Annotated in this window: 19 protein-coding genes; 4 read left to right on the forward strand and 15 right to left on the reverse strand. The window is 36.7% G+C overall.

The features are described from left to right. Positions 1 to 5: 5 nt before the first annotated feature. Together I5J82_RS08460 and I5J82_RS08465 are read right to left on the reverse strand one after the other, a co-directional pair. The gene (locus I5J82_RS08460) at positions 6 to 1,481 is read right to left on the reverse strand and encodes a DUF2357 domain-containing protein (RefSeq protein ID WP_198767492.1); all 1,476 of its coding nucleotides are present in this window, start codon (positions 1,479 to 1,481) and stop codon (positions 6 to 8) included. Continuing rightward, positions 1,456 to 3,717 carry an McrB family protein gene (locus I5J82_RS08465; protein ID WP_198767493.1) on the reverse strand — a complete coding sequence of 754 codons (2,262 nt, stop codon included), beginning with the start codon at positions 3,715 to 3,717 and terminating at the stop codon, positions 1,456 to 1,458. Before I5J82_RS08465 ends, I5J82_RS08460 begins: the two co-directional genes overlap by 26 nt. Positions 3,718 to 3,920: 203 nt before the next feature. Here I5J82_RS08465 and I5J82_RS08470 point away from each other — a divergent pair, with 203 nt between their 5' ends. After that, positions 3,921 to 4,598, forward strand: a complete 678-nt coding sequence (locus I5J82_RS08470) for a GIY-YIG nuclease family protein (protein WP_198767494.1) — start codon at positions 3,921 to 3,923, stop codon at positions 4,596 to 4,598. A 31-nt stretch (positions 4,599 to 4,629) separates the two neighbouring features. Here the strand turns inward: I5J82_RS08470 and I5J82_RS08475 are convergent, their stop codons facing one another. Continuing rightward, positions 4,630 to 5,445: an alpha/beta fold hydrolase gene (locus tag I5J82_RS08475; protein WP_198767495.1), complete on the reverse strand. Its 816-nt coding sequence runs from the start codon at positions 5,443 to 5,445 to the stop codon at positions 4,630 to 4,632. A gap of 353 nt (positions 5,446 to 5,798) precedes the next feature. Between I5J82_RS08475 and I5J82_RS08480 the strand changes: the two genes are divergently transcribed. Next, positions 5,799 to 5,993, forward strand: a complete 195-nt coding sequence (locus tag I5J82_RS08480) for a hypothetical protein (protein WP_198767496.1) — start codon at positions 5,799 to 5,801, stop codon at positions 5,991 to 5,993. Between the two features lie 168 nt (positions 5,994 to 6,161). On the opposite strand, the gene mutM is transcribed toward I5J82_RS08480, so the two are convergent. From mutM to I5J82_RS08520, 8 genes are all read right to left on the reverse strand, one after another. Continuing rightward, the gene (gene mutM / locus I5J82_RS08485) at positions 6,162 to 6,968 is read right to left on the reverse strand and encodes a DNA-formamidopyrimidine glycosylase (RefSeq protein WP_198767497.1); all 807 of its coding nucleotides are present in this window, start codon (positions 6,966 to 6,968) and stop codon (positions 6,162 to 6,164) included. A gap of 112 nt (positions 6,969 to 7,080) precedes the next feature. Continuing rightward, positions 7,081 to 7,872 carry a phosphotransferase gene (locus I5J82_RS08490; protein ID WP_198767498.1) on the reverse strand — a complete coding sequence of 264 codons (792 nt, stop codon included), beginning with the start codon at positions 7,870 to 7,872 and terminating at the stop codon, positions 7,081 to 7,083. A gap of 53 nt (positions 7,873 to 7,925) precedes the next feature. Then, positions 7,926 to 8,375, reverse strand: coding sequence for an SRPBCC family protein (locus I5J82_RS08495; protein ID WP_198767499.1), 450 nt, complete (start codon positions 8,373 to 8,375; stop codon positions 7,926 to 7,928). A gap of 93 nt (positions 8,376 to 8,468) precedes the next feature. Then, entirely contained in the window at positions 8,469 to 8,972 is a 504-nt protein-coding gene (locus tag I5J82_RS08500; RefSeq protein WP_198767500.1) for a GNAT family N-acetyltransferase, read from the reverse strand. Positions 8,973 to 9,060: 88 nt separating this feature from the next. After that, positions 9,061 to 9,543 (reverse strand): hypothetical protein, encoded by a 483-nt coding sequence (locus tag I5J82_RS08505; RefSeq protein ID WP_198767501.1) that lies wholly within the window; start codon positions 9,541 to 9,543, stop codon positions 9,061 to 9,063. A gap of 401 nt (positions 9,544 to 9,944) precedes the next feature. Next, positions 9,945 to 10,337, reverse strand: a complete 393-nt coding sequence (locus I5J82_RS08510) for a hypothetical protein (RefSeq protein ID WP_198767502.1) — start codon at positions 10,335 to 10,337, stop codon at positions 9,945 to 9,947. 150 nt (positions 10,338 to 10,487) lie between these two features. Further along, a complete protein-coding gene (locus I5J82_RS08515) occupies positions 10,488 to 11,174 on the reverse strand; it encodes an HAD family hydrolase (RefSeq protein WP_198767503.1) in 687 nt (228 codons plus the stop codon). A 148-nt stretch (positions 11,175 to 11,322) separates the two neighbouring features. Further along, positions 11,323 to 11,838 carry a DinB family protein gene (locus I5J82_RS08520; RefSeq protein WP_198767504.1) on the reverse strand — a complete coding sequence of 172 codons (516 nt, stop codon included), beginning with the start codon at positions 11,836 to 11,838 and terminating at the stop codon, positions 11,323 to 11,325. A gap of 156 nt (positions 11,839 to 11,994) precedes the next feature. Between I5J82_RS08520 and I5J82_RS08525 the strand changes: the two genes are divergently transcribed. Next, positions 11,995 to 12,384, forward strand: a complete 390-nt coding sequence (locus tag I5J82_RS08525) for a YkvA family protein (protein WP_198767505.1) — start codon at positions 11,995 to 11,997, stop codon at positions 12,382 to 12,384. Between the two features lie 253 nt (positions 12,385 to 12,637). After that, positions 12,638 to 12,850: a hypothetical protein gene (locus I5J82_RS08530; RefSeq protein ID WP_198767506.1), complete on the forward strand. Its 213-nt coding sequence runs from the start codon at positions 12,638 to 12,640 to the stop codon at positions 12,848 to 12,850. Positions 12,851 to 12,944: 94 nt separating this feature from the next. Here the strand turns inward: I5J82_RS08530 and I5J82_RS08535 are convergent, their stop codons facing one another. From I5J82_RS08535 to I5J82_RS08550, 4 genes are all read right to left on the reverse strand, one after another. Further along, positions 12,945 to 13,223 (reverse strand): hypothetical protein, encoded by a 279-nt coding sequence (locus I5J82_RS08535; protein WP_198767507.1) that lies wholly within the window; start codon positions 13,221 to 13,223, stop codon positions 12,945 to 12,947. A 175-nt stretch (positions 13,224 to 13,398) separates the two neighbouring features. Continuing rightward, entirely contained in the window at positions 13,399 to 13,950 is a 552-nt protein-coding gene (locus I5J82_RS08540) for a GNAT family N-acetyltransferase (protein WP_198767508.1), read from the reverse strand. A gap of 95 nt (positions 13,951 to 14,045) precedes the next feature. Next, positions 14,046 to 14,345 carry a hypothetical protein gene (locus tag I5J82_RS08545; RefSeq protein WP_198767509.1) on the reverse strand — a complete coding sequence of 100 codons (300 nt, stop codon included), beginning with the start codon at positions 14,343 to 14,345 and terminating at the stop codon, positions 14,046 to 14,048. An 823-nt stretch (positions 14,346 to 15,168) separates the two neighbouring features. Next, entirely contained in the window at positions 15,169 to 16,080 is a 912-nt protein-coding gene (locus I5J82_RS08550) for an SDR family oxidoreductase (protein WP_198767510.1), read from the reverse strand. Between the last annotated feature and the right edge of the window lie 4 nt (positions 16,081 to 16,084).

The following is a 16,084-nucleotide window of genomic DNA, read 5'->3' on the forward strand; positions in this document are numbered from 1 at the left end:
CGCTCCTAAATTGAGTTCCTATCATGTTCTTCGGTTACTCCAGGCATCATTTTTACTGCCCCCATCTTGTACCTTTGATGAAATTGATCAGCATAATATCTGAGTTCTTCTCCTGACTCCTGAAACGGTGTCAGGATATACACTTCTTCTACTACTTTTTCATCCGTAAAGACGTTTCTAATCCCATCCCTGTATTTATGCATTTCACCCAATGCTGTACCTATGTTGTTCTGTACACGATATTTCGGATCATAAATAAATAGCTTTTTCCCTCGCTGGATGACAATGTCAGGAATCATCCTTTGGGTGAAGGTATAAAAAGGCGCTTTTGTATTAACTGCAACATGTTCTGGATTTCGATACTGAAACACACGCTGGAATGAAATGGTGTCACCGTTTTTTAGTTTAACGGTACTCTCTTTGTTTTCCGCTAACGAGAGAAATATCCCGTCTGATGTAGTTTTATAAAGCTGTGATGAATCAGCCAGTTCCCCGTTCTGTCTTGCTTGTTTGATTAACTTCATGTAGCACCACATTTCATATACTTGAAACGTATCTTTTAACGGTATGTGATACTCAAATCCAATCTCATACTTCTGATGCTGATACAGCTTTTCAAACCATGTGTGCCATTTTCGATAGATCGGATGCTTTCTTAACCGTTGTGTGATGGTCACCTGGCCGTTATAAGATTTGATATCATTCAAGAATGAATGGTTCAGCCAGTACAACACCTTGTTTCTTAGTTTCTCTGCTTCCTCTTTTAACACACCATCCGCATAATCACGGTATTTGGAAAGAAGATGTCTTAGTTCAAGAAGCTGCTTTTTTACTAAACGGTTTTCATACAGGTCGTTCGTTTCCTGCCGTTTTGACGTCCACACTTTTTTAGGAACAAGCAGTTCTGTCCGGCCGTGATTTCTTTCCAGCCATAGTGACGTAGATGTATGTACCTGCTGGATTTTTTCACGGTTCGTTATGAAGTTTTCCTGCTTAAGAACAGATAATGGATTGCTGTTGATTTTTTGAAACAGCAGGGATAACTCGTGAAAGCTTCTTTTAATGTACGACCATTGTGTCCAAGACAGAGTACGTTCTCTTCCACTTGTATTGAACCCATTATTCAGGCCGCTATAATCAAAACAAACGGCTGCTTCCTCAAGTATTTCTCTCAGCATGATCTCATACTGCTCGGTCGTCATCTTTCTTTCATCGGTATAGATGTAAGTTTTTAGGTGAGTTCCATTGATTTCAATAGTTGCTTCCCCTGATTGAAAGGGTGTCTGCAGCGTTCCTCTCACTCCAGATTCATTTGGAACGAACGGTAGAGGCATCCCGTTAAACAATATGACAGGATTGCTCTCACTCTCCAGTTTCCACTCATAAGAAGTGGCTTCTCTTAAATAAGCTTCTTCAAGTGGAAGCCAGCCTTCTTCATTACTCCGGATATATAGATTAACGCCAGAACTGGGTTGCTCCATAACGCTCCAGCTCCTTTTCCATTCTCATGATATGACCAAAAGATTGAGATTCTTCACCAAAGTGAGCTTGGAATTTAGTTTTAAGCTTTGTAAACAAGTCAGTAATTCGCTCGTCTCCTCTTAATTTCGGTAGCATTTTCTCACTGATCACTCGATCCAGTGCAGACATAGAATCGAGACTGAACTGCTCATCCAGTTCCTTATTCCTCACCAGCTTCTGAACCATCTCGTTCATCGTTCTGTAGCCAAAGTGAAGGTCAAATGATTTTAGATCATTGTGAATGTCACAAAGAATATCATATTCATTACTGACCATTGATTTAACCGATTGATCAAGTGTTGACCAATAATGATCAAAATCAACATCTGATAGTGTCATCACAAAAGCACGGTCAAGGACCTTATCTGACAAGCTATGCGTCGTCTCGTCCACATTAATCGTTCCCAACACATACACGTTTGGCGGGATGCTGATCTTTTGTGGAATATCCGTAACATCCTCTCGGTTATGCAGCAGGATTTCTTTGCGAGACTCAACAGCACTTAAGTAATCACTCAAGTAATATTCCACCCGAGCCAGGTTCATCTCGTCTAGCACAATAAAATGAGGCTTGTCTCGTTCCTTTTGAGCTGAGATTAATACCTGGAGGAATTCTGTCATAATATATTTTTTCTCAAATGAACTATAATACCCGAATAGCGCTGTAGCATCCATCCAATCAGGACGAACAGGAATAATCGACAAATAGGGATTTTCAGCCTCATAGTCAAGTCCGTACACAGCATTCGCATACAAACGGCACAACTGCGTTTTCCCCGTACCAGAAATTCCATTTAAGATGACAAAGTGCTTTTCATCAAGTGCTGTTAAATTCAAATGGAAATCACGAATGATATCTGTTGAAAAAGTAAACTGGCTGTTAGCAATTGTTTCGTGAATTTCTCTGAATGAGAAGTTGCTGACAAACTTGGCTTCCAGTATTTCTTCTGTTTCATCTTCATTTGAATCAAGTATAGCTGGATCCGTATCCGGCAGTTCTAATCTCTTACTGACATAAGCAAATAGTAAACTTGCTGTAACAAGTTCTTTTTTTATCACGGAAATCTCCTTATTAAACAACTTGGTTTCGTTGTTATATAAGCCCACATAATAAGAATTTCCTTCTGTTTCAAAACCATGTTCATTTAAAAGCTCCATCGCATTTCTATTCAATTCTGTATTATCTAGGTGCCGTGTTGTGAAAACTTTTTTTATCCACCACTCTGCTTCATCCTTAAGAACAAGGTCTCTTACGTTCGAGTAAATATGGTCATGACCTTCAATTGCTACACAAATTACTTGATTCGGTGAAATCGTTTCATCAATTTCGAAATATATTATAAAACCTTTAGTAATTAATTGGTCCTGATCATAAATAGAAAACGCTTGTCTTTTAGCCTTTGATTTAAAATGATCTACTTCCCCAAAAATTAGAGAGTAAGAATGCTCTAATAACTGAATAGTATCTTTCCTGTATCCCTCATTAATAAAAAGATCTAAAAACTCGTTTCCTTGTTTGTCCCACTTTTTTTCTTCCATTAATTTTTCTTTAACAATTTCAGTATTCTCCCACACTTTTAACAAGTGTTTTTCCAATTCCTCTTTTGAAATTTGACCGTATAGAGGTAGCTCCGTCCCAAAGTGATAGTAAGGACGTTTTCTTTGTTTTCTAAAGGTAGTAAACACTGGTTTAAAATTAGATTTCAATACTTGTTCTTTTTTAAACCAATCTGATTGAAAATAAATGGAAACATCCTCAGGCAATTGCTGAATGGCCGGCATCAATTGATCGGCTCTCATCAAATACCAGATTGGGAGAAAAGTTGAATCAACTGAAATATAAAGCTTTTGGTCAACACCGTTCAGTTCCAGTGTTAATAAGTTTACCTCTTGTTCTCCTATTTTTTCGTTAAGAGCGACGTAATATTTTCTCCCTATTTTTGTGCTCTTTTTTTGTTCAGCTAATTTTGGGTTTTTTGAATCATGATAAGTAGTAGTTAAAGTAACAGAATAATCTTTTATAACTCTGTTTTCTGTAAGTAGATTATTATCATGACAAAAACGCTCAAAGAAAGCCTTTATCTCAGGATGTATATTGTCTAAAACACTTCTACATCTGTCCGAAGTGTCAATTTCATTAAAGATAGTTTGATATTTTAAAAGATCGAATGTGGTTGTAGACGTGTCATGCACCATAGTTCCAAATCCTTTCTAAATAGATTAACAAATAGCTCCACAGGTTTATTATTTATCAATTAATGTAAATACCATTATTTAAATAGATACGGTTATCTTGTTATACCTCTCATTATATAATAAATCATTTGTAATGTTTTCCAAATTTTATTATTCTACTAATATACGTGTGTTTAACTATTATTGGAAAGGATATTAAAACAATGCTAAAAGGTTTTTTATCATTTTTAAATAAGAAGAGCAATAATACAACTATACAAAATGTTGTATTTTCTCCTCAGAAAATCTACCTTTACCAACCCGATCAGAATGAACTTCAAAAAATTATAGATAAACCATTTCCAGAAGGGAAAGCTCCAGGTTATGTTTATTTTGTGCAAGAACATCTGAACGGGACTTTTAAGATTGGAAAGACAAAACATATAGAAAAGCGGATGAATGTCTTTGGTGTAAAACTACCATTTAAGAATGAACTTATATATTTGATTAAGACTGGTGATCATCATCAAACAGAAGTCGCATTTCACAAATATTTTTCTCAAAAGAGGCTAGAAGGAGAATGGTTTCAATTAAACCAAGAAGACATTACTTGGATTAAGGAGCAAAAATATACCACTGAAATATTTAAATCTATACATTCACTAAGTATAGATGGGGTTAAAAGTAAGGTTAAAACAAACAAAGTATATTTAACTCCCAAACAGATTGAGTATGCTATTTCAATGGTAAACAAATTAGATAGATACGAACTAGTTATTAATCATGCTGAACTTACAAAGAAAGATCTTGATCGCCTAATCATGTACTCTAAGTTTAAAAATAAAGGAACTCTCGTAAATATGGTTAAAGAAGGAATACTAAAAGAAAAAATAACCATATAAATATAGAAAGTTGCCTAATTTGGCAACTTTCTTAGTTATTTCCCTTGACCCTCATCAACCACTCACTTATATGTATATTCAACAGCTCACCCTGCTCAATCTGCAAATTATGCCCAGCAACATCCAACACCGAAAACGTAGCCCTCGGATACTTATCAAGTAAGTCATATACATCCTTATAACCCGTAACATGGTCTTGTCTACCAGTTATAAACACACAAGGTTTCTCAAACACTTCTTGGTCGATCTTAAACGTGTATCCATAAGCTCCTGAGATTTTCTCTAAGAAAGTTGAATCTGTGCTCTTCAATCCAACGACTACTTCATCCCTGTACCTTTTCCACGTGTATTCATTTATCTTTACATGAATGCCTTTGAAATCTTCTCTTTCTTCTTTTGTTAGTGTGGCTAGAAATTCGTTATCAACTTCAATGTTTGTTTGATCTGGCAAAGTTCGTTCACTGTGGTTAGGCAGGATCATCGGACAGATGAATGCTGCACCTAGTACTCGCTCTGCGATTTTTGCAATAATGCCTCTTATGATATAACCACCGTACGATTGCCCAGCTAGTAAAAATGATTGGTCTGGTAATAATGTATCGATGAACTGAATGACCGCCTCTAGCATTTCATCCGAGTTCTGAATCGTTTCATAGTCTTTCGTCTGCCCCATTCCTGGCAGATCGATATAGATGCGTCTGTATCCTTCCCTCTCTTGAAAGATTGGTTCCATGCAGCCTTTCATCAACCGGTGATCGGGTGAGAACCCGTGAATCATCACGATCGGTGTCCCACTTCCGTATTCTTCATAATAGATGTTCGCTTTCTGTACTTGGCAATACGACATATTTCAACACTCCTTCTCTATAAAGGGGTTTCTCTGTTATTAAAGAAATTCCTTCTATTCTGGATATAAACGAATATCATATAGGTGTTGTGTTAAAATGGAAAAAAAAATAAACGGGGAGGGCTATCTCTGAAGAACTATTTGATTCGATTGTTATTTGGAGTATTGACTGGCTTCGTTACGTATGGAATTCTAGTAGTGTTTGATTTATATAAAGGTGAAAGTTCAAACCTAATCATAGTCTTTCTATAATATGTGGTGGATGGTTTGGGTGGTATGTGTATCGTAATTGGACCACTAAAAAACATTGAATGTAAGCAAGTGAAAGATAAATAATTGAAGGAGCGTTTTGTTTGAAAGCTTATTTTATCCGGTTAGCGTTTAGTATCATGTCGATGGTCATCATTTATGGGATATTCTTTTTATTAGGATGGCACAAGAAGAACTTTGCACCTTTCATCATCCTTCCGCTTGGTTTAGCAGGTGGTTTCGGTGCGCTTTATGTGTATAAAATGATTCAAGAGGCTAAAGCGAAGGAACAACTGTAAAGAAAAAGGACAGGTGTGAAGTCATCGTAACTTCTAACCTGTCCTTTTCTATTAAGAAACGGAATCGCATTTCGTTTCACAGTTTTTAGCAAGTGAGCAAGCCGCACACTTGCCTTGCTTGCTTTTTTTGATGTGACGAATAAATGCTCAGCTAAGTTGATAAGAGTTTTATACTTTCATCTGACAGCTCGGACAATAAAACGACTTATATGAATGCTCCACTCTTTCTATCGTCCCTCCACATCTCGGACACTTCTCACCTTCTCGTTCATATACGTACGTGTTTTCGTTATATCTTCCGGTCTTCTCGTCGCCTTCATACATCGGGAAATCCATGTATCCCCCAAATTGAACAGCTCTGGCAAGAACAGGTTTGATGCTGTCATATAGATTATTTCTCTCTTCTTCCTTTAAGTCACTCGCTTTTCGTAACGGATGTAACCTCGCTTGAAAGCAGATTTCATCGGAATAGCAGTTTCCGATTCCAGCGATAAAGGATTGATCGACTAACAATGGTTTGAGTGCACCCTTTTTCCGTTCTAATCTATCTAAGAACACATCCCTCTGCAATTCAAATGGTTCTGGACCAAGATCGCTGAGCTTTTCATCCAGTTCCACTTGACTCAGTAAATGTAGATAACCTAACCGGAGCCCAATAAAGTTCAGTTGCAGCTCTCCAAAGGAAAGAATGATCTGTTTCGTTCGATCAGGACTATTTTTTGTTGTCCCGAGAAACATCAGTCCTCCAAGCATCAAGTGAAGCAATAGAAACTTACCCGAACTTAATTCAAAGATTAGATGCTTTGCTCTTCTTTTGACGAAGGTGATATTTGCTCCTTTTACTGCTTCAATAAAGGTTTGAACTCCTGTATTGATGGACTTCTCTCTGTTGATCTCTACATTCGTGATCGTCTTATGTAAGATATTATGGTTTAAAAACTCACGATACGTTTCCATTTCTGGCAGCTCCGGCATGATTCCAACTCCTTAGATTGCGTTCTCTCTTGTTAGTATTGAGTTGGTTGGATAATTTATGTAAATAAAAAAAGCCGAATCAAAATGATCAGCTTTATTTTGTGCATCTCTTTTATAGCCACTCTTTTCCGTGATTCAGAATAAAACGAATATCTTCTCGATAGTGATCAAGATGCCCCATTTCTATCATTTGTTGAAAAGCTTTGTCACCTTCACTTGCTCTTCTTATTATTGTTCTACATAACCCTTCTAATCGACGCAAAATCATATCCAAATAACTACTATCCACATCTTCACCGTACGCTTCAAAAAAACATTGGACTCTTTGTTTGATTCGGTCTGCGTGCTGCTTACGATTGTAATTTATGGTCTTGCCTGTTTCATCTAGATAAAATCTGCTTAAAGGCACGCACGTGTAGAGCGTATAGGCAATGTCCCAAAGTTTCGGCCCAGGACCCGCTACATCAAAATCAATGATTCCAACCGGTCGTTCGTGATCAAAGATAATGTTATAAATGGCAAAATCATTGTGGCAGAGCACCTCAAAAGGCTCTGGAGTGTGATCGATGGGCTGCCAACATTTTTCTATAGGGAAATCTGCTACAGCATCGTGATAGCGTCGAAGCATTTTGGCAATCTCAATTAGTACACCATCTGACCACATATACTTTTTTAACGGGTAATGACCAGCTTCACCTTCTATAAAAGATAAGATCTCTCTATCCTTTTCATCAATACCTAAAAACTTTGGCGCATAAGGGAACCCTTTGTTTTCTAAGTGCTTTAATAGCTTGTGAACTTTAGTGCTTTCTGGTTTAAGTTGTCGTCGAACCGTATCTCCTAATCGATATACAGCTGAGACATTTCCTCCAGTTAGTATTTCTTCGTTTTCGTTGTTTGGCATCTAATCTACACCTCCTTATTTCGTTAATTAACTTTCTCTAATCCTTTAATCATTTATAGAACTAAGTCCTGTTTATATACTATTCCATGCTCTAAATATACTTTTAACAGGGTTAATGCTTCTCCCCATCCAACAGCACATCCGATGCAGGCACGTATGTCTCTTTCTGAATGCGCATAACCAGACTCATTCAGTACTACTAATGTACCGTCTTTATAAGGTTTAAGTTTAATGGTTACTGTTGAACTTTGTTCTCCTGGTGACCACTGAAACACAAATTTTTGGTTTGGAATTGCTTCAAGTATACTTCCGCCATCTTCAATCGTTACTTTTTCACTACCAAAGTTTATCCACCGCATTCGAATTTCACCAGTTCCGTCTGGATAGATCTCTAAAGACGTTTCATCTGTAAACCATGCATTCCACCCTTGAGCTGTTGAAATTGTATGATACACGTCTTCTACTGTTACTTTAATATAGGTTTTATGATTTATTTCTGGCATTTATACAATCCTCCTTACACTTATGGTTCTTTCTTTATAAAAGAATATCTAACATCCATTCGCTTGAAGAAGTTTTGGGATGGGTTCAATCTTCTAAAGTTCTCGTACACTCCAAACAATCTCTCCACTCTCGTCCCATGTACTGTGATTACGTTCAAACCCCAACTTTTCAAGTACGCGGAAAGATGCAGCATTCCAAGCCCGTACCGTCGACCAAAGCTTGTGTCGTCCGGTTGCAACTGCAGCATCTAAGACCACGGTTGCTGCCTCAGTCGCATAACCATTACCGTGTACTTTTTGGAACAACTCGTATGCAATCTCCGGTTCTTCAAGTGTAGAACGACCAATAATTAATCCGCAGTACCCAATAAAATCGCCTTCATCTCGACGACGAATAGTTAGCAATGCAATTCCGCTTTCATATGCTCGATTGCGTAAAGTAGTGACATTCTCACGAGCAGTAACTATAGTCGGCATACCTTTGCCCCGTTCTGCAACAAGTTCTCTATACCATGATGCATCTGATTCCTTCCATAGACTAAGGGACAATCGATCCGTTTCCATCTCAAACATCATAGGTTTAAATTTAGCTGTCATCTTATGTGAAACCTCCTAGACTAATAGTTTTATATTAATGAACTCATTAACCTTGAAAATCTGCACTTTTCACAACTGCCATCGTTAATCAGTTAACTTCAACTACAAACGTGTAAGATATTTCACCATTGGACCATTTGGCTAAAACCTCATAGATGTATCGACCTTTACTTGACGGGGCGGATAAACGATTATTCTCTAAAATAATTTCTTTACCGCTACCATCTCTGTTCCACGGAAAAACAGATAGTTTCGGTTTATCTTTTATTTTGATTGCAATATCAGCGCCTGGTTTTACTTCTATAGCATCAAACCCCTCACCAATTTGATAAGATGATGCTGCATCCGTTGTCACAGCTTCAGTTTCTAATCCCTTTTTTCTTTCCCATCTATAATTTCCTGGTTCCATCTCATGTCTGACACCTTCGATTTTAATAAATCCTAGAACATTTGGAGGGAAGTCCTTTTCATTCTCTTCTGTTTTCTGACCATTTCCATCAAAAGAAGTTGTACACCCCGTTATGCAAAATAAAAAAAGAACAATTACGAAAAACAGTTGTTTTGTTTTCAAAGCTTATCCCCTTTAAGACATGACATCTATTAAGCAGTAACTCATGCTCAATATTTTTAAAATTGATCAATACCATAAATGGATGTAAGTATGTAGATCATGGTTAGAACTTGTAAGATTGATTTTGATTTTACACAAAACTTATAAGTAAAATAAGTCACGGTAGCGGATAGAAAGGGACTAAAAGCAAAAACAGAAGTATACAGGAAAGCTCCATAATCCATTTGGTCCACAAAATACATATGGCTAGAAATCCAAACAAAGAACATCCACCAACTAACTAAGGAAAACATGATAAAGATTATATACTTCATTGTGTTTCACCATGTTCGATCCCTTCTTAATTTTTAAAATGAACACACTTTATTGATATAAGAACTACACCCGATTATTGAATATAATCATTCTGCTAAAAGATCGGTAATGTATTCTACTAACTCTTCTTTAACTTCTTCTAGCGTTTCATCTAGTAGTTCCCCAACAATTTTACTGCCTGGAATCTTTTTTGAAACAGGCATTCCTAAGAATGATCGATAGCAATCCCATATTTTAATTGTATGTAGATCAATTAGTTCTTTTTCTTCTGATATACCTATCGAAATGGTGGAAATGTATTCACGAGTAAATGGATGGTCACCTTCTCTGTGAAATTCACCATCAAAAGATAAATTCTTCTTATTAAGAAGAGGTTTGTATTTTAATAACAAATATTCAATATCGTCTGCTAAAGCTGCTTCAATATCTTTAATTCTTTGCATTAGTTCATGTGAAAACTCTCTTTGATGATATCTCATTTTACAATCACTTCATTTCTCAAATGTCTTTTCAGTAAACAATCTGTTGCGTTATTTAATTCAATAAAAAAGAGCATTAATCCTTTAAAGATTAGTGCTCCATATTGCGTATTAAATTTATCTCCCAAAAAAAGAACAATACTCTACTCTTCAATTTGAAAGTTGCATTGCCTTTTCATGGGTTTCTAAAATTAGCTTAAGCTCTGCCAGATCGCTTATCGTATAATCGGCTGCCTCCGCTTCTTTCCAATGAGGGCTGGTTTTCCAGACGGCAATCATACCAGTATTTCTAGCAGCTTCCACGTCATTTTTGGGGTGATCGCCAACAAACATGCACTCTTCCTTCTTAACATTCAACCTCTCTGCAGCTCTCTCGAAAACAAGTGGATCAGGCTTTCTCAATCCCTCCATCTCAGATATAAGGATTGTGTCGAAGTACTCTTTTATCTCTAGTGCTTGAATCAAGTCATTCTGAAACACACCGTAACCGTTCGTGACCAAACCGAGGCGATAGCCTTCTTTCTTCAGCTCATCTAACATGCTAATAAGATTAGGAAATGGGGTGCAATGGTGCTTGAATTGCGTTAAATAATCATCGAGTAATTCTCCAGGAGGCATTCTTCTAACAGCCAGCTCCTCGGCTAGCTTTTGGTACACTTTGTCCTTCCACACGTATCCGTTTTCCTCTAACTCTATAAATCTTCTCGCAAACAATTTTATAGGTATATGGGACAGTACGGATGAAAGCCGAGTATGTTGGTCCTCTACGAACTTCTTAACCGAGGTGTCGCGATCCAATAGGGTTCCGTCCAAATCAAACAGTACAGCTTTTATCAAAATAACTCTCTCCTATCCTTGCATTCTCTATATGAAGGTCTGTACCCGTAATAATGACTTTGCACGCATCATTCTACTTATACTTAATGTTTTCACTCTAATGGTTCATCCAAAAATGACTAATCATCTAGCACAAACGAACTGATCCTTAAACAAAGCTACCAACATTTCCAAGTTTTTGATCGAGCTCATACTTCTGACGTAGATGATGGCGAAAATGCATGCCGACAAGAGCTAACCACTCTTGTGCATTCAAACATCCAAAGCCTCCATGCTTCATTTTATAATTGGGGTTCATAAATTCTACTTTCCTATCTAAGTCTTTTATTCGTTGCATTAGTTCATTGAGCTCTTCTATAATGTCTTCTTTACTTTTTGTATTGTTCGGTGGGGCATCAAATTCTTCAGGCAATTTAATTTTAATGGGAGGAAATCCACCAATGTTAAATAGATATTCTCCGAACTCGGTTTTTCCCTGGTGTTCCTCATCAACAGCATTCTCACAATCTTCTACACGATCGAGATATTCATGAGCTACAACAATCAAATGGTCATACATTTGACCAACCGACCAAACTCCTTGTTCAGGTATATACCTTAGTTGATCCTGTGAATAGTTTTGTAAAAAGCTTTTGTATGTTTCAATCAACTTCAGATCACTCATACTAAGAACCTCCGTTTCAATTTAAGAAATACTTAGATGGTACATCCTTGAATTCAATAAAAAGAACACTTTTCCTCCTAAAAAAATAATCCGATTGTGGTTTGTAAATATCCCGTGTTATCCTGACTTATAATAAAAAGAAAGCGGAGATTTGAAATGAAGACTTTCACTCATTTAAAAGGCTATGCACAGAAATTAAAGAAGGATATTTGTGTTCTTTACCTTTCTTATAAAGACTCTCGAACTCCTTTATTTGCTAAAATCGTAGCCATTTGTGTGGTAGCTTATGCCTTTAGTCCAATCGATTTAATCCCAGATTTTATTCCGATTTTGGGATATCTCGATGATCTAATCCTTGTTCCGCTTGGGATTTCTCTAGCCTTAAAATTAATACCAGATCGAATCATTAAAGAGAATCGTAAAATCGCTGAACACACAAAGAAAAACGGTAAACCTAAGAATTGGTTTGTTGGTATTTTATTTATTATGATTTGGATATTGTTTGCTGTTTGGATTGGTAATCTGCTTCTTGGTTTGTTTTCATAATCCATTCGCTTGTACACTTCGCTCACTAAAAAGACACCTAAACCGATTAGGTGTCTTTTTGCTTAGATAGAAAATTAAGATAAACTTGAGTTTAATAACATCTTCTGGTTATCTATGATTAGAACTTGCACTGGCGTGTTATTCGCCATCTCTTTTCAAGAGACCCTTACAGTCCTATGCTACTTTTGAATGTCCTGTATTATTGTAAATATCAGCACATTCAATGAACACATTAAGAAGGGAATGTTTACATATGGAATTAATGCTATCTAACTTGGTTGAAGCCAAACGACAAATACAATCAACTATTCACAAACTAAAAGAAACAGTAAAAACTCTTGAAGTTAAAGAAAATCCTAATAGATATAAATCCCAGATCACCTTAGCACAAAGGCGTATCGAAGCATTTGAAATATCTGTGTTTCTTATCGAGAGAGAAATAAGTAACCTGAGTGAAAATAGCTAAAGTTCAAGTATTTCCTTTTTTAAGAGGGGAACAAAAAAAGGTACCCAATTTAGGTACCTTTTTAGTTTCTTCATTATTGGTTCGTTATTTTTTCTTATCTACCAGTACCGTTGTCTAATCTATTGCGTAATGCACAGTTTTGACTTTCTGAAACTCTTCGAACACTTTCTACTCTGTTTCGACAGAGCTTTCTCCATTCGTTATCGTTTCGATATTTGTACCAGTTACATCTGTCACACATATTTCTTTCCACGTGGCAACCACAGTGATGATGTTTTACTTTTTTGTGACAACCACATTCATGTTGTCTATGATCTTCATGCTTGTTACATCCACAAGAATGATGACCTGAATTATTTCCAATCCAACCCATAACTAACCCCCCTTTAGTTCCCGAAGGTAACCCTCCGATTATGATATTCTATGAAATACATGAGAAAGTGCTTGTACATGTATCACAAACATTCAAGATTCTGTTTCAATAAAGGCAAAAAAAAGGCGTTAATCCTTTTGGATCAACGCACCCAGTGATTTATTCAATTTAATGATTAGTATATGAATTCTTCTTTTAGTAATCCCATTACAACGGTGTCATAATATTTTCCATCTATAAACTCATCGTTTCTCAAACGTCCTTCTACTACAAATCCACATTTTTCATAGGAACGAATGGCTTGCACGTTTCCACTCCATGTTTCAAGTTTTATCCGTTGTAGATTCATCGTTTGAAATAAGTAGTGAATGAGAGTTTTCATGGCATCCGTTCCATAACCCTTGCTCCAGTATTCTTTCACACCAATACCAATCCCGACCGTACAACTTCTCGAAATGATGTTCAGTGCACTATACTGAATACCCCCAATATGTTGAGAGTTTTCTCCCTTCGTATAGATGGAAAATTTCCCGGTTTCACGCTTATCTATCCTTTTTACATCATTCTCGTAATCTGCTTCAACATTTTCTGTTGAAACATGACAATAGGCGTAAAAACCAGTACCCGCTATTAATTTAGCTGTTTCCTCATCATTTCGCCATTCAAAGATCCTCTTATAATCTTCTAGTGAAACTGGCCGCAGTTCTACTTTTTGTCCCTTAATCATAAGCGTGACCCCATCCTTTATCGCAATTGAATGAATACCTTAAGTATGAATAAACCTAAATATACTACTGAAATACTACTAATAATTAGTCCAAACTACTTTACAAACTCAATTTGTTCTAGTAACCAAGGACTCTCTCCTTCTTTTGCATAAGTGGAAAAATACTCTTTATCTTCCTCAATCAGGTTCCAAACCATTACTTCTTCAACAATAATCCTAAAAGTATCTGCTTTTCCTTCATTATTGGGATTATATGCCGCAATCCAATATTCTTTGTTGTCTTCGGAATGACCTTTATCCGTAACAATAATTATCGAAGAGGTAGAATGAGTTTCCCCACAAGAAGTTAGTGGTAATAAAGTTAATATGATGAGTAAACCTGATATCCATTTCATGTACTCCTCCAATAAATGCCCAATTATCTTTAACAATTATTCCATAACATAGATTCCATTTCCTTCTTATCGATAGTTCATTTGTGGCATAGCAAAATTCTCTATACATATATAGGTCCCACAAAAAAAGACCCGCTCAGCAGGTCCTTTATAATCATTATATGTTCTTTAAGAATTTAAATAAGGTTGGATATTGATGCTCTGGAATGTACTGATTGAAAAAATGTGTAGCAACCAAAACTAATACTATTGTGAGAACGCTAAATAAAGTAATCTCTTTCATCTATGTTATCTCCTTTTCTCTCTTCAAGTGGAATAAAACCGATTCATTCTACTTAAATGTCAGAGATAACTTGATTGATAGAGAAAAGGATTAAGAAATAAGGCTTTCTTTTGAGGGTTCTCAATAGTTGGTTTTACATCAAACTTATTCTCCACATGAACTTTTCTTACACTTTTATTCTGAAAAGTATTGAAAGCTTTTTGGACCTTATTACTCTCAATGACGTTTTTAGTCATGATTATAGAGATGTCTTCCGAAGCTGTTGAGAGTACAGTCCATTCATACTCTTGCCCAGAAGTTGAGCTTTCAGTATGAAAGTAATTCGGAACGAAAGACACTTTTAAACACAGACATAGTAAAACCAACAAAGAAAATACCCGCAATTTCTTAATCCCTCCCCTCATTCAAAACTATTTTAATTTTAGCATAATAAGGAACCTGGTAAATATATGAGATTATCAGTGGATTAATAGTGATTTATTAGGGTGAATCTATACTCTATGTAGAGCTATTCTCCTTCTCGAAGAATAGCTCATTTTCTTATTTATATCCTTCTACATTAGCTGGTTTCCCTGCCTCGACGACTTCGACTAAGTACCGGAAACAATCAGGCTGTGAACCATCTAAATCCACAAAGTCATACTTTTTAGCAAGTTCTCCGCTAGAAAAAGATTGTCCTTTTAGTTCATGTCGGTTATCATCCATCGCTAATGCTGCCACCGCTCTTCCAACAAAACGCGGTGTTTCGGATATTGCAAAATGTGGATCTTTCTCAATGCCATCCCGCCAATTTTCTTCTGTTACACCAAAGACTTCAAGCATGATCTCTGAACGCATCCAGCCTGGTGATAGTGAAACCGCTGAACATTGATACGGTGATAGTTCGTGTGACAAAGCTTTGGCCATCCGAATAACAGACGTTTTGGCTAAATCGTAAAACATGGACACTCTATAATTGTTATCATTGTATTCTTTTGTTCCATCTGTCATTTCAATCACGAGTCCACCTTCGTTTTTAATCAACAATGGTAGCGCGTAGTGGCTTGTTATAAGATGGGTATCTACAGCGAGACGGAGCATTCTTAGCCCTTTTTCAAGTGAATGTTTCCACACTGGTGTACTCCATTCAATGAGATTCTCTCCTCCCCAAATATCGTTTACTAGAATGTCTAATCTACCTTGTTCGTTTTCAATTCGCTCTACTAAGGCTTGTACTTGTTCTGCAATAAGATGATCGACTTTAACTGGGATTCCAATGCCACCAAGTTCGTTTACTAATTCTGCCGTTTCCTCAATGGTTTCTGGTCGGTTGTATTCTGATACTTCCTTACGTGTTGTTCTACCAGTAATATATACGGTTGCTCCTGCTGCTCCCAACTCCATTGCAATCCCGCGTCCAGCACCTCGTGTTCCTCCAGCTACAAGTGCGATCTTTCCTTGTAAAGGTTTCATTTGC

The organism is Fictibacillus halophilus (genome assembly GCF_016401385.1).
GTDB lineage: Bacteria > Bacillota > Bacilli > Bacillales > Fictibacillaceae > Fictibacillus > Fictibacillus halophilus.

Coding starts and splice junctions, on each gene's coding strand:
- I5J82_RS08545 (WP_198767509.1), bottom strand. CDS start 14,345: ATGAAATGGATATCAGGTTTACTCATCATATTAACTTTATTACCACTA.
- I5J82_RS08500 (WP_198767500.1), bottom strand. CDS start 8,972: ATGACAGCTAAATTTAAACCTATGATGTTTGAGATGGAAACGGATCGA.
- mutM (WP_198767497.1), bottom strand. CDS start 6,968: ATGCCGGAGCTGCCAGAAATGGAAACGTATCGTGAGTTTTTAAACCAT.
- I5J82_RS08470 (WP_198767494.1), top strand. CDS start 3,921: ATGCTAAAAGGTTTTTTATCATTTTTAAATAAGAAGAGCAATAATACA.
- I5J82_RS08540 (WP_198767508.1), bottom strand. CDS start 13,950: ATGATTAAGGGACAAAAAGTAGAACTGCGGCCAGTTTCACTAGAAGAT.
- I5J82_RS08475 (WP_198767495.1), bottom strand. CDS start 5,445: ATGTCGTATTGCCAAGTACAGAAAGCGAACATCTATTATGAAGAATAC.
- I5J82_RS08520 (WP_198767504.1), bottom strand. CDS start 11,838: ATGAGTGATCTGAAGTTGATTGAAACATACAAAAGCTTTTTACAAAAC.
- I5J82_RS08510 (WP_198767502.1), bottom strand. CDS start 10,337: ATGAGATATCATCAAAGAGAGTTTTCACATGAACTAATGCAAAGAATT.
- I5J82_RS08465 (WP_198767493.1), bottom strand. CDS start 3,717: ATGGTGCATGACACGTCTACAACCACATTCGATCTTTTAAAATATCAA.
- I5J82_RS08550 (WP_198767510.1), bottom strand. CDS start 16,080: ATGAAACCTTTACAAGGAAAGATCGCACTTGTAGCTGGAGGAACACGA.
- I5J82_RS08535 (WP_198767507.1), bottom strand. CDS start 13,223: ATGGGTTGGATTGGAAATAATTCAGGTCATCATTCTTGTGGATGTAAC.
- I5J82_RS08495 (WP_198767499.1), bottom strand. CDS start 8,375: ATGCCAGAAATAAATCATAAAACCTATATTAAAGTAACAGTAGAAGAC.
- I5J82_RS08460 (WP_198767492.1), bottom strand. CDS start 1,481: ATGGAGCAACCCAGTTCTGGCGTTAATCTATATATCCGGAGTAATGAA.
- I5J82_RS08530 (WP_198767506.1), top strand. CDS start 12,638: ATGGAATTAATGCTATCTAACTTGGTTGAAGCCAAACGACAAATACAA.
- I5J82_RS08490 (WP_198767498.1), bottom strand. CDS start 7,872: ATGCCAAACAACGAAAACGAAGAAATACTAACTGGAGGAAATGTCTCA.
- I5J82_RS08525 (WP_198767505.1), top strand. CDS start 11,995: ATGAAGACTTTCACTCATTTAAAAGGCTATGCACAGAAATTAAAGAAG.